This is a genomic window from Amycolatopsis camponoti (assembly GCF_902497555.1).
Lineage (GTDB): Bacteria > Actinomycetota > Actinomycetes > Mycobacteriales > Pseudonocardiaceae > Amycolatopsis > Amycolatopsis camponoti.
The window spans coordinates 125,621-150,005 of the sequence record NZ_CABVGP010000003.1 but is presented as its reverse complement, the minus strand read 5'-3'; the positions used below and the strand labels follow the sequence as shown (position 1 = coordinate 150,005).

The 24,385-nt window shown below is 71.2% G+C and carries 24 protein-coding genes; 9 read left to right on the top strand and 15 right to left on the bottom strand.

Going from position 1 to position 24,385, the window contains the following annotated elements; translation table 11 throughout:
* Positions 1 to 2: 2 nt before the first annotated feature.
* The 5 genes from AA23TX_RS36975 to AA23TX_RS36955 form a co-directional block, all read right to left on the bottom strand.
* Complete coding sequence (locus AA23TX_RS36975; RefSeq protein WP_155547648.1) at positions 3 to 1,280, bottom strand: PrgI family protein; 1,278 nt, start codon at positions 1,278 to 1,280, stop codon at positions 3 to 5.
* A gap of 11 nt (positions 1,281 to 1,291) precedes the next feature.
* The gene (locus AA23TX_RS36970; protein ID WP_230862998.1) at positions 1,292 to 3,463 is read right to left on the bottom strand and encodes a TrbL/VirB6 family protein; all 2,172 of its coding nucleotides are present in this window, start codon (positions 3,461 to 3,463) and stop codon (positions 1,292 to 1,294) included.
* A 122-nt stretch (positions 3,464 to 3,585) separates the two neighbouring features.
* The gene (locus tag AA23TX_RS36965; protein ID WP_155547647.1) at positions 3,586 to 3,906 is read right to left on the bottom strand and encodes a pilin; all 321 of its coding nucleotides are present in this window, start codon (positions 3,904 to 3,906) and stop codon (positions 3,586 to 3,588) included.
* Between the two features lie 224 nt (positions 3,907 to 4,130).
* The gene (locus tag AA23TX_RS36960) at positions 4,131 to 5,213 is read right to left on the bottom strand and encodes a sigma-70 family RNA polymerase sigma factor (protein WP_155547646.1); all 1,083 of its coding nucleotides are present in this window, start codon (positions 5,211 to 5,213) and stop codon (positions 4,131 to 4,133) included.
* A gap of 637 nt (positions 5,214 to 5,850) precedes the next feature.
* Complete coding sequence (locus tag AA23TX_RS36955) at positions 5,851 to 6,033, bottom strand: hypothetical protein (RefSeq protein ID WP_155547645.1); 183 nt, start codon at positions 6,031 to 6,033, stop codon at positions 5,851 to 5,853.
* On the opposite strand from AA23TX_RS36955, the gene AA23TX_RS36950 reads away from it, so the two are divergent.
* From AA23TX_RS36950 to AA23TX_RS36910, 9 genes are all read left to right on the top strand, one after another.
* On the top strand, positions 6,023 to 6,826 hold the full coding sequence (locus AA23TX_RS36950; RefSeq protein WP_155547644.1) for a hypothetical protein: 804 nt from the start codon (positions 6,023 to 6,025) through the stop codon (positions 6,824 to 6,826). The genes AA23TX_RS36955 and AA23TX_RS36950 overlap by 11 nt on opposite strands.
* A 69-nt stretch (positions 6,827 to 6,895) precedes the next feature.
* Positions 6,896 to 7,999: a TRM11 family SAM-dependent methyltransferase gene (locus tag AA23TX_RS36945; RefSeq protein WP_196425750.1), complete on the top strand. Its 1,104-nt coding sequence runs from the start codon at positions 6,896 to 6,898 to the stop codon at positions 7,997 to 7,999.
* Positions 8,000 to 8,135: 136 nt separating this feature from the next.
* Positions 8,136 to 8,717 carry a VUT family protein gene (locus tag AA23TX_RS36940; RefSeq protein ID WP_196425749.1) on the top strand — a complete coding sequence of 194 codons (582 nt, stop codon included), beginning with the start codon at positions 8,136 to 8,138 and terminating at the stop codon, positions 8,715 to 8,717.
* Complete coding sequence (locus tag AA23TX_RS36935) at positions 8,714 to 9,631, top strand: deazapurine DNA modification protein DpdA family protein (RefSeq protein ID WP_230862997.1); 918 nt, start codon at positions 8,714 to 8,716, stop codon at positions 9,629 to 9,631. Before AA23TX_RS36940 ends, AA23TX_RS36935 begins: the two co-directional genes overlap by 4 nt.
* Complete coding sequence (locus AA23TX_RS36930) at positions 9,628 to 10,575, top strand: DNA cytosine methyltransferase (protein ID WP_155547642.1); 948 nt, start codon at positions 9,628 to 9,630, stop codon at positions 10,573 to 10,575. Before AA23TX_RS36935 ends, AA23TX_RS36930 begins: the two co-directional genes overlap by 4 nt.
* Positions 10,576 to 10,833: 258 nt before the next feature.
* Positions 10,834 to 11,298 (top strand): hypothetical protein, encoded by a 465-nt coding sequence (locus tag AA23TX_RS50550; RefSeq protein WP_230862996.1) that lies wholly within the window; start codon positions 10,834 to 10,836, stop codon positions 11,296 to 11,298.
* Positions 11,299 to 11,392: 94 nt separating this feature from the next.
* On the top strand, positions 11,393 to 12,073 hold the full coding sequence (locus tag AA23TX_RS36920; protein WP_155547641.1) for a recombinase family protein: 681 nt from the start codon (positions 11,393 to 11,395) through the stop codon (positions 12,071 to 12,073).
* On the top strand, positions 12,070 to 12,756 hold the full coding sequence (locus AA23TX_RS50545; RefSeq protein ID WP_230862995.1) for a hypothetical protein: 687 nt from the start codon (positions 12,070 to 12,072) through the stop codon (positions 12,754 to 12,756). Before AA23TX_RS36920 ends, AA23TX_RS50545 begins: the two co-directional genes overlap by 4 nt.
* Positions 12,757 to 13,596: 840 nt before the next feature.
* On the top strand, positions 13,597 to 15,126 hold the full coding sequence (locus AA23TX_RS36910; RefSeq protein WP_155547640.1) for a tyrosine-type recombinase/integrase: 1,530 nt from the start codon (positions 13,597 to 13,599) through the stop codon (positions 15,124 to 15,126).
* Positions 15,127 to 15,156: 30 nt separating this feature from the next.
* Here AA23TX_RS36910 and AA23TX_RS36905 read toward each other — a convergent pair whose 3' ends face one another.
* The 10 genes from AA23TX_RS36905 to AA23TX_RS36860 all read right to left on the bottom strand — a co-directional run bounded on the left by AA23TX_RS36905 (position 15,157) and on the right by AA23TX_RS36860 (position 24,332).
* On the bottom strand, positions 15,157 to 17,040 hold the full coding sequence (locus tag AA23TX_RS36905) for a hypothetical protein (protein WP_155547639.1): 1,884 nt from the start codon (positions 17,038 to 17,040) through the stop codon (positions 15,157 to 15,159).
* Positions 17,041 to 17,159: 119 nt separating this feature from the next.
* A complete protein-coding gene (locus tag AA23TX_RS36900) occupies positions 17,160 to 17,663 on the bottom strand; it encodes an NUDIX domain-containing protein (RefSeq protein ID WP_196425748.1) in 504 nt (167 codons plus the stop codon).
* 129 nt (positions 17,664 to 17,792) lie between these two features.
* A complete protein-coding gene (locus AA23TX_RS36895) occupies positions 17,793 to 19,751 on the bottom strand; it encodes an ATP-binding protein (protein WP_196425747.1) in 1,959 nt (652 codons plus the stop codon).
* A 269-nt stretch (positions 19,752 to 20,020) separates the two neighbouring features.
* Positions 20,021 to 20,197 carry a hypothetical protein gene (locus AA23TX_RS36890; RefSeq protein WP_155547636.1) on the bottom strand — a complete coding sequence of 59 codons (177 nt, stop codon included), beginning with the start codon at positions 20,195 to 20,197 and terminating at the stop codon, positions 20,021 to 20,023.
* Positions 20,198 to 20,265: 68 nt separating this feature from the next.
* A complete protein-coding gene (locus AA23TX_RS36885; protein ID WP_155547635.1) occupies positions 20,266 to 20,943 on the bottom strand; it encodes a DUF3558 family protein in 678 nt (225 codons plus the stop codon).
* Positions 20,944 to 20,983: 40 nt separating this feature from the next.
* Positions 20,984 to 21,544, bottom strand: coding sequence for a hypothetical protein (locus AA23TX_RS36880; protein WP_155547634.1), 561 nt, complete (start codon positions 21,542 to 21,544; stop codon positions 20,984 to 20,986).
* A 67-nt stretch (positions 21,545 to 21,611) separates the two neighbouring features.
* A complete protein-coding gene (locus tag AA23TX_RS36875; RefSeq protein WP_155547633.1) occupies positions 21,612 to 21,911 on the bottom strand; it encodes a dimerization/docking domain-containing protein in 300 nt (99 codons plus the stop codon).
* Positions 21,912 to 21,937: 26 nt separating this feature from the next.
* Positions 21,938 to 22,774 (bottom strand): SAM-dependent methyltransferase, encoded by an 837-nt coding sequence (locus AA23TX_RS36870; protein ID WP_196425746.1) that lies wholly within the window; start codon positions 22,772 to 22,774, stop codon positions 21,938 to 21,940.
* Positions 22,771 to 23,436, bottom strand: coding sequence for a DUF3558 family protein (locus AA23TX_RS36865; protein WP_155547631.1), 666 nt, complete (start codon positions 23,434 to 23,436; stop codon positions 22,771 to 22,773). Before AA23TX_RS36865 ends, AA23TX_RS36870 begins: the two co-directional genes overlap by 4 nt.
* Positions 23,433 to 24,332 (bottom strand): SAM-dependent methyltransferase, encoded by a 900-nt coding sequence (locus tag AA23TX_RS36860; RefSeq protein ID WP_196425745.1) that lies wholly within the window; start codon positions 24,330 to 24,332, stop codon positions 23,433 to 23,435. The genes AA23TX_RS36865 and AA23TX_RS36860 overlap by 4 nt, the downstream gene beginning before the upstream one ends.
* Positions 24,333 to 24,385 lie beyond the last annotated feature (53 nt).

Genomic DNA, 24,385 nt, shown 5'->3' with positions numbered 1-24,385 from the left:
GGTTACCTGCTCTCGATCTCGTCGTCGTAGTCGAAGTCGTCGTCCTCGGACAGCCACGGACCCGACCGCGCCGGCGACGCGGGGGATGTCGCCGGTCGCGGTCGAGCCGTGGGGGCCTCGGTGGCGGGTGGCGGGACCGGGGCGCGGTGCTGCGGCTCCTGGCGGTGCACAGACGGCAGCTCCGGGACGTCGGTGTCCGGGGTGGCGCCGTAGAGGTCGGTGAACGTCGTCGTGCTTGTGACGACGTCGTCGGCCGCGGCCAGCTGTGCCGAGGGCGGCAGAAAGGTGTCGGGATTGCACGCTGCGGCCAGCACCCCGGTCGCCGCGGCCGCATCCAGCGGGGTCACCACGATCCCGGCGGAGGACAGCAGCTCGGTGGCCTCGTCGAGACGGCGCACCAGTCGCTGCTCGGCTGCCTCCCGCACTCGGCCGTCCACCGGCTGCGTGCTGCGCCGGCGCCAGCGCAGCATGCTCGAGAAGGTCGGCGCGGGCGTCGTGCGTAGGGGTTCGCGCAGCACGAGCAGGACCTGCCGGCGCAGCAGATCGGCGTGGGTGGTGAGCTGGGCGAGGTAGTCGGCGTGATCGAGCGCTGCGGCCTCGAGCGCCGGGTGCGGCAACCCGCCGGCCCGGGCCCGCAGTTGCGCGATCTGCGGGGTGAGGTCGAGGCGTTCCGCGCGGACCAGGATCTGCACCGGCGCGGTCAGGCTGTGCAGATAGCGGGCGAACGAGGCGACCAGGGCCTCCTGCTCGCCCGGTGTCCGCAGGGAGAAGTTCACCGTCGAGCAGACCGCGATGAGGGCGAGCCCGTCGACGCCGAGGTCGACGATCCCGGCCCGCGCGCCGGTGTCGGCGACGCCGCTGGCGGGCAGTTGCAGCGCCACCGGCGACACCGATGCCGGACCAGTCAAGGCCGGGCGCCGCGTATGGCCCCGGGTTCGGGTTGGCGGTTGCTGCGCAGTCAGCCATGCCGGGGCCGGGCGCACGCCGTCGGGCGCGGCGACGCGATGGCGAGGGGAGAGGTGCTGGCGGATCGCGGCGAGAACGAGCTGGTCCAACGGGACTCCGTCCCGCTGTCCGAGGGCCAGCGCGGTGACGGCGATCCCGATCGGCGCCGCGACGATCAGGAACACCGGCAGCGGCAGCCACGAGCGGGTCAGCGAGTACAGGCCGGTCAGCAGCAGGCCGGCGACGGCGAGGATCCCGAGTTGCCGGGCGGTTAGCGGCCCCAACACGCGGTCCGGGCGGTTGACGTCGGCGGGGACACGCACAGGACTGGACACGACAAGGGTCCTCATTTCTTCTTCGGGGACGGGGACGGGGACGGGGACGGGGACGGGGTACGGCGCGGCCGCTTCGGCAGATCCAGCGGCAGCGGCAGCTGCACCCCGACCCGCTGCGGCGGCTTCGCCGCCGGTGGCGGTGTGGTCGCGCGATCGGGTGGCGGCGGTTTCGGTTGGCGGCGCACACCCAGCGGCAGCGGGTACTGGCTGGAGGCCAGTGGCCGGTTGCCGGTGTAGGCGTCGCGGGGGCGGCGCCGCGGGGCACGGGCGGTGCGGTTGATCCGCCCGGACGGGGTGATCAACCCGGGCCCGGCCTGCCGCGCCGGCGGCGGCGCGGGTGTGTCGGCGAGGGTGTGCCGGGGTGGGCGCGTCGCGGTGGGGCGCAGATAGATCGGCAGCATCCCGGTTTCGGGTGCGATCAGCGCGTTCGGCAGCGAGGCGGGTGGGCGGGCGTTGCGGTTGATCCGCCCGTCGGGGGTGAGCAGCCCGGTCTGGCGCACCGGCGCAGCGGGTGGCCGGTCGGCGAGGTCGTCGGCCAGCGACCGGCGCCCGACCCGGTCCGGGTCATAGCGGGTGGTGATCGGCAGCCCGAGCTGATCAGCCGAGAGTGCGTTCGGTAGCGACTCCGGCGGCAGCGCGCGCGGATTCGGCGCCACGCGGCGCCGCTCGCCCGACCCGCTCGCGGTGAACAGCGGCAGCTGGCCCGGGCCGGGCCGGCGGTCGCCGAGCGGCTCAGCCGGGGCGAGGTCACCCAGCCGCGGCGACCGCGGCGCACCCGGACGCGTCCGGCGGACTTGCATCGGGAGCATGAACTGGCCGGCGCGGGTGGAGGGCGGATCCATCGGCGGCGGGCCGCCCTGGCCGCCGCGACCGCGTGGCCCGGTCCCGCGTCCTCGACCACCACCGCCGCCGAGGGCGGCGGTGGCGCCGCTGAGCAGCCCCATCGTCTTGTAGGCGAGCACGCCGCGCACGACCCGTCCGAGCAGGGAAGGCCGGCCGGATCGCAGCGGGGCGAGGAACCAGAACGGGATCTTGATCAGCACATAGATCAGCGCGATGCACAGCAGCAGGTTCACCAGCGCCGAGGGGGTCGGGCCGAGGACGGTGAACCCGCCGGTGGCGAAGAAGATCCTCACCGTGACCACCAGCGTCAGCGACTGGCCGACCTGGATCGCCAGTACCCCGCCGTAGCCTTTCCACCAGAGGATGGCGATGCCTTCGGTGTGCGGGAGGGCGTGGCACATCAGCGCGATCGGCGCGGCGGCGATCAGCAGGATCGTCACGATGACCCGCACGGTGAATACGACGAGCAGCACCAGCAGCAGAGCTACCAGCACCAGGCCGAGCACGCCGAGGAACAGGCCGCCGCCGTGCAGCGACCCCTGCACCATGGTGATCAAGCTGCTGGTCATTGCCGCGGGATCGACGCCCTCGCCCAGCATGGCGGCGGAGAGCGCGTTGGCGATCTGGATGCCCTTGGTGGCCAGGAACAGCGACAGCGTCCCGGCGAGAAACCCGGCCACCAGGCGGGGCGCGAGTTCTTTGACGGTGTAGCGGGTCTGCAGGGTCTGGTAGGCCATGATGATCAGCCCGGCCAGCAGCACCAAGATCACGTAGGCGGTGAGCAGGATGTGCCACGACCCGGTCCACGCCGCGCCGAGCCCGGGCAGCTGATACGGCTCCGGGGTGGACAGCAGGGTCTTGCCGAGCAGGTCCAGCAGCGGGTTCAGCCCGGCCGCGACGATTGCGGCGAACATCGCGCTCGCGGCGACCACCATGCAGCCGGCGAAGTCGGTCAGCCCGCAGGTCGCAGCGTCTCCGGTTCCGTTCGGTATCGGTTGCTGGAGTGGGGTGCTCGGGGCGAGGGTCGAGGGCTGGGGGATGCAGTCCGGTCCCGCACACGGTCCCTCGAGCGAGGGTGCGCACCCGGGCAGCACCGAGCCGGGGAAGCACGACGGCCCCGGGTCGGGCAGCGTGGTGACCGGCGGCAGCGGCGTCGCCGGGACCGTCCCGGGCGGGCTTGCCGTGGGCAGGTGACAGGCCGGTTCCAGCGAACCGGGCGCGCAACCCGGGTTGGGCGGTAGCGGCAGGGGCGGCACCTGCTGCGGCGCGAGCTGGCCCGACGCCGCCGCCGGTGCCGGCGCGGGTGCGGCGTTGGCCGTGGCGAGCGCGCCGAGGGCCATCGCCAGTAGCGCAGCCAGAAGGATGAGGATCCGGCGTCGTCGAGGCCGGGCGGTCCTGCGGCGGTGCGTGTCGTCGGCCGGTTGGACTATGCGGCGGTTCGGCCGGGCAGGGGTGGCCATGGCTACAGCCCGCCGACGAGGGTCTTGAGGATCTCGACGACCAGCGGCGCCAGCGCGGCCAGGCCGAACCCGATACCGGCGGCCTTGAACGCGCCCTTGGCCTTCTCGACTTCCCCGGGGTTGTCGCCGGCCATCAGGTAGCGCAGCCCGCCGATCGTGAAGAACACCAGCGCGACACCGGCCAGGATGCCCATGATCCAGTTGCGGATGTTTCCCAGGACCTGATCCACGGTCTGGGCGAGCGCGACGTACTGGACCGTCTCCGCCCGCGCCGCCGGCCCACTCAGCAGCAGCGCTGGGACAAGGACTCCGACGAGGAGCACCGTTCGGCGGAGCCGCGGGCCGCGCCTCGCCCGTCCCGCGGGATGTGTGGTCGCGAGATGCGTGGCGGGCTCGGCGGAGCCTGGACAGCGGTCCCCGGCACGGCATGGTGTCGCCGTCGCGCGGGGTCCCGGTGTGGTCCGCGATCGCGACGTACGGGCTGGGGAGACCAGGCCTGGCAGGAGGGCGCGGCGGCGTGGGGAACGGTGACGACGGTGAGGTGGTGTCAGTCGCATGAGCGGACCTCCCGACGGGGATGTGCGGCCGGACCGGAACCGGCGCGGCGAGCACGGGGACGGCGGTCTGCGGTCACGCGGGTCCCGCATAAGGCAATGCGGGATTTCGGGTCAGGTGGAGACACCTGCGCGCTGACATCCGCCGCCGAATCAGCCGCCACCTTGGCTACGTTGCGTAACGTCGTGCGGTGGGTGGAGGCGGCTGGCGCAGTGGCGGGCGACGGGTTCGCCCGGCGCTGCGCCGGGTGCGCGGGAGCGGTGTCTTGTCGCTGGTCGGCCTGCGTTTCGAAGGTCGCGTCGTTCTGTTCGTTCAGGAAAGCGACGAGGCGGTGCTCGGCCCGGTTGCGCCGCTGTTGCGCTGCCTTGTAGCGCAGGCCGCGGGCGTGCGCGGCCTCGGCCAGCGGCACGTCACCGACGCGGGTTTCGGAGATCAGGTCCGCTTCTTCGGCGGTGACCGCGTCGGCCTGGACCGCTGCGGTGAGCACCAGATCCGGGTGCTTTTCCTGGCGCGGTGGCGGTGCGGAGCCGAACTCGAGATGGTCGGTCGGGACCGGGCACCCGATGGCCTCGCGCAACGCCAGCTGTCCCTCGCGGCGGGCCGCCCAATACAGGCGCGCGAGGATCGCCGGCCGGACCAGATCGACCTCGTGCAGCCCTTGCAGGAACCCGGTCAGGACGGCGGCGTTGAGGTCGTGGGTGTCGCCGGTGAACCGGTGCGTCACGAGCGCCCCGACGCGCAGCAGGACCGGCAGCGCCAGCCCGACACAGGCCACCGTCCAGGTGCCCCGCTCGGCGCGGGCTCGGGTGATCAGATACGCCCATGCCGCGTCCCGGGTGGATTGCGGGCAGTCATCGGCGAGCAGCAGGGTGCCGAGCTCGTCGAAGGGCACCGGACGCGGCGGCAGCCCCGGAATCTCGCGGCCGTCCACGCCGACCGGCTCCGGCCCGGTGACCAGCCACTCGAAGCTGGCACGCGCCATCGTGAACACATCCGGAGTGGTGACGAAATCAGGAGTGGCGCGCAGAGAGAACGCGGGCTTTTCATTGGCGCCTTCGAGAGAGGGAAAATCCATGACGGCTCCACGGGTAAGACGAATGTGCGGTGAGGCATCAGTGAGCCATTGGCTGCGCCTCAAAACCGCCTCAAAACCGCCTCGCAAGCGCGACAAAAGCGCCTCAAGTCCACGTATGTGAAAATTCACCTACCCGGCCGCGCTCGGTTCGCCGGTCCGAGCTCGAACGTCGAATCGTGTCGTCTCGTGTGCCTTGAGCTGGCGGTGAAGCGACAAATCATCGCCTAGCGTCTCAGCGCCTCTCCGTAACATTCCTCGTTGAGGCGCTTGCTGAAACGGGGGCAAAGAAACCGAGCCGGTTCGGGCTGGTGGTCGTGCCGTCGGCGGCCGCTGCTTTCCTGGCTGCCGCTAGCGTGTTGTGGCGCCGCGTTCTGGAAATCTTCCCTGGGTGGCGCTCCGGAAAATCGGTTGGTTCGTGTTGGTGGCTGTCTCCAAAACAACGATTTCTCGGTATTGCCTTATGACAGCACCAGCCAAGCCGGGCACGCCCACCCCGGCTGTTCGCGCCCCATGGAGGACTTCACATGGCCCAGCGCTCGCCGTCCCCGGACGGCCATCCCCGCCGCTGCGGGGACTCGACCCACCCGCCGCGCACCCGGCGCGGCGGTGACCGCGCTCCCTACCCCGGAGCCCGCACTCACCCCGCCACCGCGGGCCCCCGCACCACCGCCGTGAGCTCGCGACCGGAAGGCACGCCACCGCAGTCACGGCGGCGCACGAGCACCGCGTCGCCGGAGCCGACCCCGGCCTCGGTGTGGACGTGCGGACCCGACCCGATCGACGCCAACGTGACGTGGCCGGTGCCGATCGTGGAGCGCATCACGACCGCGTTCACCGCACCCGGCGCGCACGTCGTCCTCATCGGCGCCGGCGCCCCCTCGGCGGCGAGAGCGGCCACCGGCACCGGGGTCACGGTGGCGACCGGTGAACGTGTCCCGGCGCCGGTACGGGAGGCGGTCCGCGCCCTCGGCCGCACCGTCACCTCGACCGTCGTAGACACGCGCCCGGATGCCGCTGTCACGCCGTCGCGGCCGTTCTGGGCCGACCTCGTCCTCGACGCGGCGACACCCTCGGCCGCGCTCGCCGGCCCGGCGCCCGTCCCCGAGCGCGGTACCGCCTCCGGCAGCGGCGACGCGCCGGGGTCGTTGCCGGCGGGGTCGGTGGATCTGGTGCTCGCCGCGCTGCCCGCGCACGCGGCCGAGTGGGTGCCGCTCGACCGGCTCGCGCTGCTGGCGGCGGGCCTGTTGCGCTACGGCGGCATCTTCGCGGTGTATACGCACAGTGACGTGAACGGGGGTCGGTTGGTCGACCCGACCGGCGCGGTCGTCGCCGCTGCGCAGCACGCCGATCTGCTCTATCTGCAGCACATCGTCGCGCTGTACACCCCGGTCCGGTCCGGGCGTCTGCACGCCGCGCCGAGCCCGACGGTCGCCGCGGAATACGACCGCACCGCACACCGCGCGACGGTGCGCGGGCTGCCCGCACCGCACCTGCGCGCCCACAGCGACATCCAGCTCTTCGCCCAGCCCGCCAACCCCGCATCCCCGCCCCCGGACCCCGCAACCGGGGCACCCGCCGCGGAAGACGAGCCCGGCCACGGAGGCCTGCGGTGAGCACGCCGTCGCCCCGTTCGCACGCGGCCGCCGCGGCCGTTCCCGCTCCCGTCGAAAGGCAGTCCAATCATGTCCCACTCACATCCGTCCCGCCCGAACCCGAGCGCCACGGCTGGCCCCGTTTCTCCTGGCGGTGACGAACTCACGGTGCCGATTTCGCGTGCGCTCATCGACGCGCTGGACACCAGGACCCGCGCCGCGACACGTGAGGAGACGAGCGTCGGGGCGAGCGTGCCACCCGACCTCGGTGCCGCGGCCGATCCGGCAGGCGGCGGCGAGGTGCCGCTGTCGGTGTGGGTGACCGCGCAGACCTCCCCGGCCGCGCAGCGCAAGGGCCGCTACGTGCCCGACTCCACCGCGCACCCGGCCAAGATGCTCCCCGCCGTTGCCGCGCACGCGATCCGCCACTACACCGGTCCCGGAGACCTGGTGTTCGACCCGATGGCCGGGTCGGGCACGACGCTGGTCGAGGCGATCGACGCCGGGCGCCGCGCGGTCGGGGTGGAGTACGAACCGCACTGGGTCGACGTCGCCCGCGAGAACCTCGAGCTCGCGCGGAGGCGCGGCCACGACCACGACGCCGAGATCGTGCGCGGCGACGCCCGCCGGCTGCCGCAGCTGCTGCCCGAGAAGTACCGAGGGCAGGTCGCGCTTGTAGTCACCTCGCCGCCGTACGGGCCGTCGTTGCACGGGCAGGTCGTCACGGCGACGACGGATTCGCCGGACGGGAAAGTGCACAAGTACCACCACCGCTACGGCAACGCCCTGGACCGCGGGAACCTGGCCAACGTCGGCCACCACCGCCTGCTCGCGGGCTTCACCCGCATCCTCAGCGGCTGCGCCGCGGTGTTGCGCCCGGGCGGGCACATCGCGATCACCGTGCGCCCGTGGCGCGAACACTCCGAGCTGATCGACCTGCCCTCGCAGATCATCGCCTGCGGCCAAGCGGCCGGCCTGATCCCGGTCGAGCGGTGCGTCGCCCTGCTGGCCCGCGTCGCCGACACCGGCCTCGTTGCGCGGGGGTCGTTTTTCCAGCGCGACTTCATCCGCAAGCAACGCGAGCAAGGCCTGCCGCTGCACCTGATCGCACACGAGGACGTCGTCGTCCTCCGTGCGCCGTCGGCCCAGAGTTCGGCGGCGACTGCCCGCTACGGCCGCGGGGTGTCGGCGTGAGTGCCCGCGCGCGATGCACCGCCTGCGGGTGGACCGTTCACTGCCGGTGGCCCGATCCAGCGCGCCGCGCCGCCGACCGTCACCGCTGCCCGTCACGACGCTCGGAGCACGGGTCGCCGGACGCTGGCGGGCGAGCATGACTGCGGCGGCGAACGTCAGTGGCGCGCTCGCTCCCTCGCCGTTGCCGGCGGGCCGCCTCGGAGTGCGCGAGTCGGCAGCGTCGGCGGCCGGGTGGATATCGGCAGGCTGCTACCTCGCGGCGGTGGCCGGGGCGAATTGGGCCAGCACCTACCACGTGCTCGTCGCGGGACCGTTGGTCATTCCGCTCGGCGCGTGCGTGGCGGGTGCGGCGTTCACCGCCCGCGACGTCGTGCACGACGCGTTGGGTGTGGTGGGCGTGTTCGCGGCCATCGCCGCGGGAACGGTGCTCTCGGCGGCCGTGGCCACACCACGGATCGCGGTGGCCAGCGCGACCGCGTTTCTGCTCTCCGAGCTCACCGACTCGTGGCTGTATCGCCGGTGGCAGCCACGCGGGCAGGCGGCGGCGATCAGCGGGTCCAACCTCGGCGGGCTGGTCGTGGACAGCGTCGTGTTCGTGCCGTGCGCGTTCGGGACGCTGACCCTGCTGCCTGGCCAGCTCGCCGGGAAAGCACTCGCCACCCTCGCGGCGGTCACGGTCGCGATCGGGGTAGCGCGACGGCAGGGGGTGCGGTCGTGAAGTTCTATCTCGGCATCCATCAGCCGGCGTGGCTGGAACGCGATCTCGGGATCCCGCTGCTGGTGTCGCACCGGCGCCTGGCCGGCCGCCGAACCCTGCCCCGCGCGACCCACCCGTGGGCCGTGGACTCCGGCGGCTTCTCGGAACTGTCGCTGTACGGGCGGTGGCGTAGCGACGCGCGCAGCTACGTCGCGGCGGTCCGCCGCTACGCCGAGGAGATCGGCAACCTGGAGTGGGCGGCACCACAGGACTGGATGGTCGAGGCGGCGGTCCGGGCCCGTACCGGGCTGAGCGTGCGCGCCCACTTGCAGCGCACCGTCCGCAACTACCTGCAGCTGCGCGACCTGGCGCCGGAACTGCCGATCATCCCCATCGTCCAAGGGGATCAGGTCACCGATTACCACCGCTGTGCCGATTTGTACGAGCGTCACGGTGTCGATCTGGCGGCGCTGTCGCTCGTGGGCGTGGGCAGCGTGTGCCGGCGAAGTCACACGGGCGAGGTAGAGCGAATTGTGCGTTCGCTGCACGCACGCGGCCTGGTTCTGCACTGTTTCGGCGTCAAGATACTGGGGCTGGCGCGCTATGGCGAGGCGATCGCCTCGAGTGATTCGGCCGCGTGGAGTTTCAGCGGCCGGTACGTGGCGGGCTGCACTCCCAGTCATCGCAGCGAGGCCAACTGCCTGCGCTACGCGCTGGACTGGCACGCACGACTGCACCAGAGGATCACCGCTACGACCGTAGCTGGGCCGGTCCGATCAGACCCCGAGGCACGCGCGGGGACGGTCACGCGACGATCCCCGCAGCGTCGTCGCGGATACACCCATCCGGACACCGCCCGCCCTGCCTCTCGACCGGCGCACGGACGCGCCGACGACGTCGCGGGTAGTTCGCCGGGGAGAGGGGCGCGGCGATGAGCGCACCGTATGGCGGCGACGCCGCGCATTTCGTGGCGACCGAGGGGCCGGTGATCGGGTCGCTGTGCACTGGGCTGGCGGGTCTGGATCTCGGGGTCGCCGCGGTTCTCGGTGGCCGGATCGCGTGGTACAGCGAACTCGACCCGCACGCCGAGCGGATCCTCACCGCCCGCCTGCCGGGCGTGTCGAACCTGGGTGATCTGCGGGCGGTCGACTTCTCCGGCGTGGAGCGGGTGGACGTGCTCACCGCCGGGTTCCCCTGTCAGGACATCAGCGCGGCCGGTCGGCGCGCGGGTATCGAGAAAGGCGCTCGAAGTGGACTGTGGAGCAGCGTGTTGGACGCCGTTCGCGTTCTACGACCCAGCCTCGTCGTCGTGGAGAACGTCGCCGCCCTCCGCTGGAGAAACGGCGGGCTCGACCACGTTCTCGGCGGGCTGGCCGAAGCGAGGTATGACGCGGTCTGGCGTTGCGTACGAGCCAGCGACATCGGAGCCGCGCACCGGCGGGAGCGGGTGTTCGTGTGTGCCGTCCCCCGGCCGGGACGGGATGCGGATGATGCCGACGCCGCAGGCTCGCGACGGCGAACCGCGCGGTCCGGTCGATCCGGCGCGGCGCCGCGCGGGCGGGCATCAGGTCAACCTCAACGACGCCGTCGACTCGGTGATCCGCCCGGCACAGCTGCTGCCGACACCGACGGCGGCGGACTCGCGGTCAGCGGCGATCCAGACTGTGCTCAAACCGGGCCGACCGATCCCGGCCGGGTGCGTGACACTGACCGACTCGGTACGGCTGCTGCCGACGCCGACGGCGTCGGATGCGAAGAACTGCACCCACGACACCCACGACGGCGGACCGTCGCTTCCCGACCGGGCACGCTCCCTCACGACGCCGGACCTGGCACGCGAGGGAACCTGTTGCGCAAAAACAAATTCCGGGGGTCGTAGCTGTCTTTCCCCCGGAGCGTGGGGCGCTGTTGCCGACACCGACCGCGCACGACGGTTCTTCCAACGGAATCTCTGCTGCCTCACGCCAAGGAGGTCCGTCCCTCTTGGACACCCTACGCCTGCTGCCTACGCCCCGGGCGACCGACGGGACAAAGGGATGCCCCGCGCAACGCGGTTCGAAGGGCGACCTGATGCTGCCGTCGGTCGTCATCGCCGTCACCACACCCCGCCCGAGTACGAGTGCACGGAAGGAGGAGGGTGATCGTGCCACCTGCCCGCGTATCGCGCGCCCGCCGCGGCACACGCGCTGAACCGCCACCGGTCGAGTGGGGCGAGTACGCCGCCGCCGTGCACCGCTGGGAACTCATCACCGGCCGCCCCGCGCCCTACCCGACCCAGCCCGGCCGCCACGGACGCCCCGTCCTCGCACCCGCCTTCGTCGAATGGCTCATGGGCCTGCCCCCGGGCTGGGCCACCGCTGACCACCTCGACCTGCCCCGCACCGCCCAGTTGCGCGCCCTCGGCAACGGGGTCATGCCCCAACAAGCAGCCCATGCCCTGCGCCTGCTGCTCGCCGACCTCACCCACCTCAACCATCCGCCGGCCGGCGTACCGCTGCCGGTGCCCGCCCGCCCGAGAGGCACCGCTCGTCCGAGCACGGGCACGTCCCGCCCTGCAGACGCCGCGCGTGCGCGCCGCGCCGGCACCGGCGCGCGTCCCTGAACTCGCGGCGCCGCGGGGTGGTGAGCCGACCCGCCACCGGCCCGTCCCGCAGCGCCGCATTCCACCCGCTCCGCCCGGAAAAGGAGTTCTTGCTATGCCCGCCCGCAGCACAACGCGCCGACTCAGCCTCCTGCGCCGCTGGGCCCGCGCCATCGGTCATCGCCTGACGGTGCGGCACCAGCGGTCGCCGAACCGAACCGGGACCCGCCACCACGTCGGTGTGCCGCAGCACCCGGTGACGCGGCGGTCCGCCGAGGCACTCGCAGCCCTGATTCGCGCCGGCTGGAACGTCCACCACCCGCCGTATGGCTACACCACGATGACCGTTGGCGAGGCCGCGGCGAGCCGACGCGGCAACCCCCGCACGCGCCTCACCCCAGACCCGCGCCGGGCACTGGTGGTGCAGGCGATCTTCTACTGGCGCGCGGTCACCGGCCTGTCGGTCGAGCGCATCACCGCCCGCCTCGACGCCGACCCCGACCGCTACCCGCCGCCGGGCACGCACACCTCGTGGCCGCCCACCGGGGTCACCGCGATCCTCACCAACCTCAAGTACACCGGTTACCAAGCTGTCGGCACCCGCGACGAGCACGGAGCCCTGCGGCCCGCCGAGCACTGGGTGCTCTCTGATCTGCCCGCGCACCGCGCCCTGATCACCCCTGCGTTGTTCTGGGCGGCCCAAAGCCCGGCGACGAGCGTTCGGCGCATCCCGCACCGTCTGCTCACCCCGGACCACGACCACACCACCGGTCACAACCGGGAGGAGACACCGTGACCACCACCTCCCGCGCATCCGCCAGCCAACACGCCGCCACATCACACCCGAACAACCTGACCCCGTCGCGGCGCCGCCCACCCGCAACCCGCCGACCCGCACGCCCGCGCCGCGAGCGCTACCGCGGAGCACCGCGAGGCCGGTACCTCAGTCTCGGCGCTGGAGTACAAAGCCTGTGCACGCTTCTGCTCGCGTGCGACGGGGAGATCCCGCTGTTCGACGCCGCCCTCTTCGCCGACACGGGCTGGGAACCCAAACAGGTCTACGCCCAGCTCGACACCGCCCGACGCATCGGCGCGCGGGCAGGGATCCCGGTGCGGACGGTGTCTCAGGGCAACATCCGCCGCGACGCGCTCAACCCGGCGTCCCGGTTCGTCACCATGCCGTTGTTCGTCAAGAACCCCGACGGGTCGCGGGGAATGGCACGGCGCCAATGCACGAACGAGTACAAGATCCGGCCCTTGAAGAAGGCAGTGCGGGAGATTCTCGGCTACCCGCACCCGATCCGCGTACCACGCGGGGTGTTCGTCGATCAGGCCATCGGCATCTCGACGGATGAGTTCCACCGCGCCAAGGACTCCGACGTCAACTACACCCGCAACATCTTCCCCTCCTCGATCTGGGGATGTCGCGTTCGGACTGCCTCGTCTACCTGCGTGACCGGGGGCTGCGGGAGGTGGTGAAGAGTTCGTGTATCGGCTGCCCGTACTCGGGAAACTCGCGGGTTCGGTTCATTCGGGACACCGATCCCGGTGCGTGGGCGGACCTGGTCGAGTTCGACCGGGCGATCCGCAACGGCAGCCCACGCGCCACCGTCGAAGGCAAGCCGTTACGGGGCCAGTTCTTCATCCACCGGTCGCTGCGTCCACTCGCCGAAGTCGACCTCGACGCCACCCGCGGCCGATCCGGCGCCGAGGAAGACGATCCTGACGGCTGCTCCCCGTTCTCCTGCCGTAGCGGCGCCGAGGCGACCGTTCCGGGCCCGGTAGGACTCTCCATCCGTCAATCGGACGCCGTTCCGGCGGCCTGACAGTGCCACACACCGGTCGTCGGCGACGCCGACGACAACCCGTTGCCGGAAGCGCATCGGCGCGGGGGAACCGCCGCGCAGGAGAACCGCATTCCAGGCTCGCACTTGTCTGGCAGTGCCCAACCACGAGGAATATTGCCATGCACGGTCTCGACCGCCTCACTCACGTTGACCCCGACACCCCGCTACCCGCCACCGCCCGGGCACGCGCCTCCCAACAGCTGGGTCACCTGGGTGTCACTACCGACTTGATGACCGCCGCACGAGTCCTGAAGATCGGACGAACCACCGCGTACAAAGCCGCTCGGAACGGAACCTTCCCCGTTCCCGTCGTCCGGGCCGGCCGCCAGTACCGCGTCGTCGTAGCCCGACTGATCGAACTTCTCGGCCTGGACGAAGAGCCTCGTAGCTAGCGCTTCCCCTCGACGGCCTATCAGAGCGTCGATGGCCGCTGTCCGAACCGACCCACCGGATTGCGGAAGGAACGAATCCGATGAACCAAAAGAACTTCTCGGGAAGCACCTTCAAACGCTGCTCATGCAAAAACCCCACAACCGGCAGACGGCTCGGCACCGCGTGCCCGAAAATCAAGCGACGCAACGGAGCCTGGAGTTCCGATCACGGCACCTGGTTCTTCCAAGCCGAGCTTCCCCATCAGCACGACGGAACCCGGCGCACCCGCCGCCGCGGCGGATACGCCACCCAGACCGAAGCCCAAGGCCAACTGGACAAAATGGCTTCGCTGGTCAAGGCGGCCGAGCCCCACGGATCCACCGCGGTCACCAGGGTCGGTGACTTGATCGACAACAAGCTGCAGACCGGAGAACCCTTTCCTCCGCCGGCGGACATCGCCAAGCAACTTCATGCCGAGACCCAGAACCTCGGGAACATCCCCACCGTCGCCGAATGGCTCACGACCTGGCTTTCGCGACGAAAGAAGCTCCGTGGCGCAACCAAGCTCTCCTACAGCGGCCATATCCGCCTCTGGCTCGAACCTCACCTGGGCCACTACCGCCTCGACGCGCTGACGGTCGAACACATCGCCAGCATGTTCGACGCCATGACCGAACGCAACGAGGCGATCATCGCCGCCAAGGCCAGCGACGACCCTGAGATCCGCAAGAGCGTCCGCGGCGTGCGTGTCATGGGACCGGCCACGATGCAGCGGTACCGCGCGACCCTGCGCACCGCACTCAACGCTGCCATCCGCGATCCGAATATCAACATCACGTTCAACCCTGCAGCGTATGTCGAGCTTGACTCCGGAAAGCGACCCAAGGCGCTGCTGTGGACACCATCACGAGTTGAACGCTGGCAGCGCACCGGGCAGAAACCGTCACGGGTGATGGTGTGGACACCCGACCAGGTAGGACGTTTTCTGGACCACGCCGAGGGGCACCCGTACTACGTGCTGTTGCACCTGATCGCCTACCGGGGCCTGCGGCGCGGGGAGGCTTGCGGCCTGCCCTGGTGGGACGTCGACCTCGCCGCCGGATCGATCACCATCACTACCGCGTTTGTCCAGGTCGGCTGGAAGGCTGAATTCGGCGAGCCGAAGAGCGAAGCCTCGGGCCGCACCGTCGCCCTCGACAGCGCGAGTGTCGAGGTCCTGCGAGCCCAACGGCGACGTCAGGAAGCTCTGCGGCAGCTCGCGGGCGCCGATTGGGTGGAGCAGGGAATAGTCTGTACCGAACCCGACGGCAGGCCCTTGCAACCAGCAAAGCTCTCAGACGCCTTTCACGTCATCGCCGAGGCTGCCGGGCTGCCGCCTGTTCGCCTGCACGACCTGCGCCACGGTGCCGCCACCCTCATGCTCGCCGCAGGAGCCGACCTCAAGGTCGTACAGGAACTCCTCGGTCACTCCAGCATTACTATCACCGCCGACACCTACACCCACGTCCTGCCTGAACTCGCCCATCAAACCGCCGAAGCCGCAGCATCCATGGTGCCTCGCGGCAAGGAGCGCAAGCTGCTACCCGCGCCACCGCGACGGCCCGGCAACGCAGGCGGGCACCGGCGTTGACGGAGCTGTCGACGAGACGAGAAGGGCTGCTTATCCCAGCTTTTCCCTGAGCCTCCTGATCTCGGTCCGGCAAGCCTCTACCGGGGCGCCGGACTCCTCGTCCAGGGCGATCAGCAACTCACCGCACAGCGCGTCAGCGGCCTGGAAGTCTCCGTACTGCTCGTAGACCCGGGCGACGACCAGTCTGGCTTCGACCAGATGGCGGACTGCGCCGGTCTGCTCGAAGTAGACGATTGCGCGGTAGGCCGCGTCCTGGGCACCCCTCAGGTCGCCGGCGGCGAGGTACCCCTGGGCGAGGTAGGTCAGCGAGCGCGCGTGTCCGGCCCGGTCTCCGGCGGCGCCCATCTCCTCGACCGACTCCCGCAGCAGCGGGATAGCGCCCCGCGGATTCATGAGGGCGAGGTGGGCCTCGCCCAGCCGGCGGAGCCGCAGTGCGACGCTGCGCCGATCGCCACGCTGGCGGTCCAGCACGAGCGCATCGTTGAGGTCGTTGATCGCGTCCTGAATCCACCCGGCCGCGGTGAGCGCGCGGGCCCGCGTCGACAGCGTCATGGCCTGGGCCCAGGAATCGCCGGTGCTCTGGGCGAGCTCGACCGCCTCCTCGGCTTCGGCGTGCGCCTTCTGGTTCTCGCCGAGTGAGGTCAGGGCGAAGGCGGCGCGTGCGGTCACCACCGCGGCGAACGCGGTGCTGACGGTTCGCGCGGCGGCCTTGGCGCGGATCTGGGTCGTGGCGATGTCGTCGAAGCGGTAGCTCGTGCGCAGCGGGTCCCATACCGCCTCGGCAGCCTCGGCGACCAGTTCGTCGAGGCCGAGATCGGCGGCGGTTGCCAGCGCGGCCATGATGTTCTGGCGCTCGGTGTCGAACCACTCCTGCGCCAGAGCCGCCGACGGATGCCGCCGGTGGTCGGCGCGGCCGGTGGTGAAGACGGGGGTGTAGCGGCGGGCCGCGGTCTTGATGGTGTCGGCGGCCCCCGCGGCGCCCTCGACGTACCAGGCGATCATTCGACGCACCTGTTCGTCGCGGATGGCGATGCCGTCGACTTCGAGGCGTTGGCGCTCGGCGTGTTGGCGGACGCTGGGTCCCAGCGCGTAGCGTCCGGCGCCGGTGTCGGACACCACGTGCGCGCGAAACAGTTCGTGCATCGCGTCGTCAACCTGGTGGTGCGGTTGGTCGAGCGCGTCGGCGAGCACGGGGACGGTGAAATCCGGGCCGGGGTGGTCAGCCAGCAGCCGGTAGAGCTGCTGGGCGAGCGCGGGCAGGTCGTCGTAGACCACGGTCAGCAGGGCTCCCAGGGATGAGCCGCCGACGGTCAGGGTGTCGGCGGAACGGCGGGCGAGGACATCGACGAGGTCGGCCGGAGTCGTGTGCCGGCGCATCGCGAGGAACGCGGCGGCCAGGCACAACATCAGGGGATGTCCGCGGCACTGCGCCGCGAGCTCACGCCAGCGGGACTGAGTCGGTAGGGACGGGGCGTCGCGCTGGTAGGCGGCAAGCAACGCCGCGGCGTCGTCGGCAGGTAGTTCGGCCACCGGGTAGAGCGCGAAGCCGTCCACGATCAGTTCGCCGAGCAGCAGTGTACTGGTGGCGACGACGATGCTCGAGTCTCCGCCCGGGAGGAGAGCGCGGACGTCGGTGACGTCAACGACGTTGTCGATGAACGCGACGACCGGTGTGTTCTGCGTGCGCTGCTGGAAGGCTGCGCTGCGCTGGGCGAGGCTCGGCGGGATGCGTTCGGGGGCAACGCCGAGGGTGCGCAGCCACTCCGCCAGAACCTCGTGAGCGGTGACTGCGGGCCCGGGCCCGGACTGCAGGGTCGCGATCAGCGGCACGCTTCCAGCCGGTGGGTCGAGGCCGGCCAGCCACGTCGCCGCGAGCGCGGTCTTGCCGATGCCCGGCAGGCCGTGCAGCAGCACTCGCGTCTGCCCCGGCTCACTGACGTGTGCTTGCAGTGCGACGAGGAGGTCACTGCGATCCACCCAGATTCGAGGTGCGGCCAGCGGGAAACGGATCGACCTGGACGACGGCTGCCGGATCAACGCGACCGCCTCCCGCTCGGGCGAGCCGGTGCCCGTGTAGGCGCCGGACGGGTGCCTGTGCTTGAGGTGTTGCGGTACTCGCCGTAGTGCCGCCCCTCAAGGGCCAGACCGACCAGGTGCCGGTCGCCGGGGTGCAGCAGCGTCATCGCCTCGGCTTGGTGAATCCAAGCGGTAGCCACGATTTCCGCGCGTTGCATGGTGATAGACAGTTCAGCGCCGCGGTGAACGCCGCAGTCGAACAGGAAGTTGACACGCCCGCGGCCGTCCTGCTCGGGACGGAGCGGCACCGTGAACGTGGTGACCATCAGATCTCCCGGCGTCAGGTGCAGGCCGAGTTCCTCGTGCAGTTCGCGGACGCAGGTGTCGGCCGGAGATTCGCCGGGTTTGCCTCGTCCACCGGGTATTCGCCAGCAGGAGCCACCGTGTCGGGGCCTGACCAGCAACCACTGTCCCTCGGTGTTGGTGATCAGACCCCGAGCGCAGGTTGGGTGGCCGAACACCGGCCCTCGCCGGGCCGTCACGAGGCCGCCGTCACGGTCAACGGCTTCCGGGTCGGCGTGGGCACCGCTGCGCGCGTGTGCCGGCCATCGCGAAGGAGACAATCTAGAAGCGACATCTTCGGCAAGTCCTTACTCGGATTCCTCTGTAGACGGCGGGGCTGTCGTGGGTATCGCTGGTTGCGCGGCAGGAACGGCGCGGTCCAGGGCCGCGAGGGCGTCGCGGGCTTCCTCCAGCACCGGTCCGCCGAGATCGCGGAGGAGCTCGACCGCCTCGGTCAGGAAGCCGCGCGCCTGCTCGGGGCGGCCATGGTGTTCATCGACTTCGGCCAGGGCGAGCAGCACGTACGCCTCGTAGACCACCGAGCCGGAGCGGCGCAGTACCTCACGCGCGGCCAGCAGAAGCGCGATCGCGGCCTCGGGCCGGCCGAACTGCCCCTCGAGCCGGGCCTCGCTGATAGCGACGCGGGCGAGGTCTTTGTCGTCCCCGGCCGTGGACAAGATCTGCCGTGCTGCGGCCAGGTGTGGTCCCGCCTCGGCCGCGCGGCCGGCCTGCAGCAGGGCGTCGGCGATCCGGCGATGCCGGTTGGCTACGCCGCGGTCGATGCCGAGTTCGGCTTCGATATTCAGACTCGTGGTGAAGTGCGTGATCGCGGTGTCGACGTCGCCGCGGGCTTGCCACGCCCGCCCGAGTTGTTCCAGGGCTGCGGACTCGTTGCGGCGGTCGGCTGCTTCGCGTGCCAGCTCGATTGCGCGCAGGGTCTCCGCCTCGGCCGCGTCCGGTTGCCCGAGGTCCAAATAGGCCCGGCCACGCTGGTATCGCAGCCGGGATTCGGCGACGGTGTGCCCGCAGCGCTGGGCCGCGGTGATCCCGAGTTCGTGCGCGCGCAGCGCCTCCGGCAGGGGCTTGCGGTAGAGCATCGGTTCCCAGAGCGCCTCGCACAGCTGCCACGCCAGCTCGTCGTGCCGGTCGGCGGCAACCTCCTCCAGCACTGCCAGCACGTTCGGCAGTTCGCGGGCCAGCCAGTCCAGGGCTTTTCGGTCGGAGGTGAACGCCGGGGGTTCGCCGGACAGCTGCTCGGCGGTGGGGCCGACCCGCCAGCGCAGCGTCGCCGGGATTACGGCCAAGTTCGCCCGGGTCATCGCCTCCAGGTACCAAGCGCCGGCGCGGGCAATGACCTCGAGCCGGTGCTGTTCGGGTTGGGCGCGGGCGTGCAGCCGGACCAGGTCGTGGAAGCGGTACCGGTCGGGACCGACTTCTTGGAGCAGGCTCGCATCGACCAGCGCCTGCAGACCCACGCCGACCTCGTGTGCTGCCAGCTGGGTCACCGCGGCCGCGACGCCGATCCCGAACTCGGCCGCGGGAAGTTGCCCCAGCAGGCGGTACAGCTCGGCTTCGTAGGGCTGGAGGTAGTGGTAGGACCAGTCGAACAGGGTGGTTATTGAGTCCTCGGGGCTGGCAGGGATCGAGAGCGCGGCCAGCCGCGACCGCTCGTCCCGTAGCTGCGCCACGACCTCGGACACCGCCAAGTGCGATCGGGTGATCAGCCGGGCGGCCGCTACTCGCAGCGCGATCGGAAACCGCCCGCACAGCTGGGCCAGTTCTGCCACCGCGTCCGGCTCGGCCCCGGGACGGTCTCCGCCGACGAGCTTGGTCAGCAGCGCGACCGCTTTGGCCTGCGGCAGCGGCGGGACTTCGACCAGCTGCGCGCCGTCGCCGACCAGGCCGTCCAGCCGTATCCGGGTGGTGACGAGAACGACGCTGCGGATGGAGGTGGGGATCAGCGGCCGGACCTGCTCCGCCGAGGCGGCGTTGTCCACCAGCACCAGCAGCTGCAGCCGGCGCCGGGCGGTGATCGTCCGGTACCGGCCCAGCTGTTCGGCCAGGGTCGCCGGCACCTGCTCCGGCTGGACACCGAGGGCGCGCAGGAACCTGCCGAGGGCGTCGAAGGGTGTCAACGCGGTGTCGGGGGAGAAGCTGCGCAGATCGACGTAGAGCTGGCCGTCGGGAAAGCGGTGGGCGTGCTCGGTGGCCCACTTCACCGCCAACGCGGTCTTCCCGACGCCGCCGGGGCCGATCACCACCGCCACACTGGCCCCTGACCCCGCGCCTCGCGCGGCGTCCGCCACCAACTTGTCCAAGCCGGCGAGCTCGTCGGTGCGACTGACGAAATGTGTCGCGACTGGCGGAAGCTCGCGGGGACCGGCGGGCGGTGGATCTGCCGAGCGCGAGGACCCCATCGGTGCACCCGGTCCTGCACGGTTGTCCTGGCGTTCGTCACCGTGGTCGTCGTCTCCGGTGCCGGCGAGCCGGCTTCCGCCGGATGCCGCTGCTGCATGATCGGGCCTGCCGGTGTCGTTCATCGCGTCTCACTGCCTTCGGCCTGCGGGCGGGTGGAGAGCACGCGTGGGGCGGTGGCTGTGCCTATTCCGGATACGGCGTCCGGGGGCAGCGATTCGAGGTTGGCGCTGAAGCCGGGCGTCGGCGGGATCGCCTGGCTGGCGGGGTAGCCGGTGGGTGGCAGAGGGTGCAGCATCGGTCGAGAATCTCCTTCGTGCCAGGGAATTGCTGCGACGGTCGGCGGTTGCCGATGTCGGAGAGCGGTCAGGTGAGCAGCCCGGCGAGGATGCTTTCGGCGAGATGTCTGGCTCGGGCGCACGACTTCTCGATGGCTTCTCCGGCGGGGCCGTTGACCAGGACACTGAATCCCTGGCCCGGGGCGACGTCGACGATGCTGTGGCAGGAGGTGGCACTGCCGTCGCGTCCGGTGCTGAGGATCCATTGCGCGGCGGGGTAAGCGCCCACGGACGTCGGGGTGGGGGCGGGGGTGACTCCGGTGAGCAGCGGCAGTGGCCGGGATGCCGGGTAGAGGCGGAGTTCGGCCACACCGGTCAGCGGCGGCGCGGCGGATATACGGCACTGGGCTTGGGTTCCGGCGCCGATCAGGACGTTCTCGTGGCGTTCTTCTCGTCGAGTCAGCCCGAGGCGTTCGGTCAGCGCCACCGGGACCATCGAGCACGGCGCAGGGACGTAGCGGGTGAGGTCGAGCGGCCGGGCGGTGATCGGAACCGGGGGCGGTGTGGTGCCGGGCGGGGCGGTGTCGGTGGGGCCGGCGCACGCGGCCGCGGACAGGACGGCTGCGAGTCCGGTCAGCGCCATGCGCTGGCGCGAGCCGGACCGATGCGCGGCGCGCGAGCGTGTTCCGCGGGGGTGACGACGTCCGCGGCGGTCGTCCTGAGCGCGCGAGGCGGAGGCGGTCAGCAGTGGCAGTGGCAGAGTCATGATCAGGTCGTCTCGTGGTCAGGTGGCGGATAGGGGACGGTCAGCGGCAGCCGAGGGCGGCCAGGATGGTGCGGGTCGGCTGGTCGGCCGGAACGACGCCGAGGTCGCCGATCTCGGCCCGGTCCGGCGAGGGCCAGGAGTAGCCGGTGATGGCGAACCGCAGATCGGGCCCTCGGCGGGGCACGACGGTGATGGTGTCGGTGTGCAGGGACAGCAACCGGACCGCGGCGCGGCCGTAGTCAGTTCCGCCCAGACAGCCACCCCGGTAGTCGTCGAGCGAGGCACGGTAATCGGGAACGAGGGCGTCGCCCTGGCCGTAGCCGATGCCGGCCAGCCACAGCGCCAGCAGGAGCGGGATTCCGGTGAGCAGGTATCTGCGCGCCCACCCCGTCGGCAGTCGTCGCCACGACGCCAGCAACCACCCCACCCCGGTGCCACCGCCACCGCCGGCGAGGACGACGCCGAAGTACTGGGGGAACGGGACGTACACGGCGCCGCTCCAGGTCAGCAGACCGGAACCGATCGCGCAGTACAGCCCCCAGACGTTGGCTACGATGCGCCGCTCGGCCGGTTCGTGCACCGGAGATGGGGCGATAGTCATCGGCGGCTTCCCTGCGGTGTTGGAGGAAGGAGAACGAGCACGAGCCAGGACTCTGGTGGCGATGGGGTCATCGCAGCACCATGGACAGGGCGAACGTGGCGCCGAGGATGCGCCAGGCCAGGCGGATGACCGGGTCGATGGGACGGCGTCGGCACAGCCGGGCGGGACCGGCGGTGAGGCCGACGAGAACCGCGGCTGCGGTGCCGTACGCGGGCAGGAACTGGTCCAGGTGCAGCCGCACCGGCCAGCAGCCGTCGCTGCCTGGGCCTGGATAGGTGAGGCAGCGCCCGTCGAACACGAGCAACGCCAGCGCCGACACGCCGCAGGCGGCGCAGCCTACGCAGGCCAGCAGTATCAGGTGCTGCACGAGCCGGACGCTCGGCCTCACGTGAGTCATGGGGTCCGCCCGGTCGACGCCGCTGCGTTCGCGGTCAACAGCATCGTCTGCATTCCCGGGGCCGTCGACGGTGACGGTGTCTCCGCGGCGTCGCCCTCGTCGACCGTGCTGCGGAGCCGGAACGGAGCTATCGCCGCGTCGAAGGCGCGCGGGGCGGCGACCGCGATCGGGATGCCGGCATCGGCGAAGCGGGCGGCAACCCCGGCGATGTCGTTGTCCGGGTGTCCGGTGGTGAGCTGGGTGAGGGCCAGCCAGCTGCCGGGCGGGGCCGCGGTGAGCAGGGACAGGATCGTGGCGAGGGTGATGCCGGCGGGCCGCAGCAGACCGGTGGCGAGGATGCCGACCGGCGTGCCGGACGCGAGCAGCTCCGCTACCTCGGGCAGCTGCGGCAGGACGTGGTGCCGCTCGGCGGGCACGTGCAGCACGAGCGCCCGGTCGGCGGCGTCACCACCGTCGACGAGGTCGTGCAGGTGTCGGGTGATCGGGTCGTGCTCGAGCACCACGATGCGCGCCCGCGCGGCGTGCAGGCTCGCCAGGGTGGTGTGGCTGGCCCAGAGCGGCATCCCGCCGGTGCCCAGGATCAGAAAGTGCCCGGTGCCCTGGTCCAGCATCAGCTGGGCGGCGTCGTGGTCCCAGCGCGCAGCGGTGGCGGTTAGCTGTGGGAGCTTCGGGTGGGCGGCGACGAGGTCGGCAGCGAAGGCTCTGTCGGCGGCGGAGTTGATGCTGCCGCCGAGCAGGTAGTCGCCGACCGGGTCCCGGCGCGGGCTCTCGAGATCGACGCCCACTTTCTTGTGGTGCAGGCCGGTTGTGGTGGCGTTGCCGGGGGCGGTCACGGTCGGCCCTTCGCGCGCAGGGTGGTGATCACGAGGTCGCAGATCTGCTGGAGCGGGTCTCCGCAGGGGTCGGCGATGCCGCGTTTGCTGCTGCCCAGGTGCAGGCTGATGTCGACGGAGAGGGTGTCGGTAAGCCCGACGCTGGCCTGGCAGAACCCGATCGGCGGTGTCTGCCCGCGGGTGCTGGCGTTGGCGACGGCGGGCAACCCTTGCACCGGTGGGAGGGGCCGCCAGATCGCCGACTGGGGTTGGGTGTTGGTGTAGACGCCGCTGAGACCGGTGTGGGTGTTGCGGGTGTAGGAAACGCTGACGGTGCCACCGGTCGTGTGGTTGGACCACGTGCACGCCGGACCGACCGCGGCCAGGTCCTCCCGCGTGCCCGGGACCCGGACGCCGGTCGCCGTTTCGACCTGGTCGGGCGTGAGGGCGTCGGTGCAGGGGTCGCCGTCAAGCACGGTCGCCGGGAGAGGGGCGGTGACGGCGGGTGCGCCGCCGTACGGGACGGACGGCGACGACTCCGCCGGGACGGTTTGCGGGAGCGGCGCCGGCGACGCGCACGCCGCACACGCCAGCGTGGCAGCCGCAGCGACGCCGAGCCGGGTGATTGCGGTCGGCGTGCCGCCCGCCGCTGAAAATGCCGCGCCGGAGGCGATGCGCGTCATCGGCGAGTCCCCAGTGAGCTCGTTGCGGCGTCCGTGGGCAGGGTTCTCGTTTCAGGGACCACCGCCACAGCGGCCAGGAACAGCGATTCGGCGTGGCGACGGGCCTTTGCCGACTGGGCGGGGCGCCAGCCAGTGGTGTAGGTGATGCCGGGGTCGATGAGGTCGAGTCCCGAGAGGATGTGTCGGAGCTCTTCGGCGGTGCGGAGGTGACGCTGAGGAGCGTGTTTGTCGGCGTAGGCCTTACAGACTTCGCGCATCGACTCGGCCAGTGCGCGGTCGGTCGCGTCCTGCGGGTCCAGGCCGTCGACGGTCGCGTGGGAGACGATCACCAGGCTCCCCGCGGGAAGCCGGTCGGTGTAGTCCTGGACCGCGGCGGCCAGCTCGTCGGTGTCCTTGACGGTCTCGAGGACGCCGCAGAGGACCAGGCAAATCGGGTCCTGGGGAGCCAGCAGCCGTTGGGTGGCGTCGTCGAACAGGACCGTGCCCGGGACGAGGAGGGTCCCTGCGACGGCATCGATCTCGGGCCGCTTGTCGGCGAGCAGATCGAGGTGGGCGAGGACGATTTGGTCGTCGTCGACATACACCACACGGCCGGAGTCGTACGTGAGCACAGGATCGTGAACGGCGTCGACGTAAGGCAGCCCGGTACCGATGGCCAGAAACCGGCGCAGGCCTCGCTCCTCCGTCGCGAAGCGGACGGCCCGCTGGAGAAACGCACGTTCCTCCCGGTACACACACTGCAGGCTCGGCAGTGTTCGCTTCTGGTTGGCACACCAGGTCCGTTCCAGCGCGTAGTTGTGGTCTCCGCCGAGCAGGACGTTCTGGATCCGCGCCCGGCTGCGGCAACACAGGTCCGACGTCGACTCCCACTGCCGCGCCGCGATCCTCAACGCCACGTCCGAAGTGGACGGTAAACTCACCAGCAGCCGGTCGGTGACTCGCGGCAACT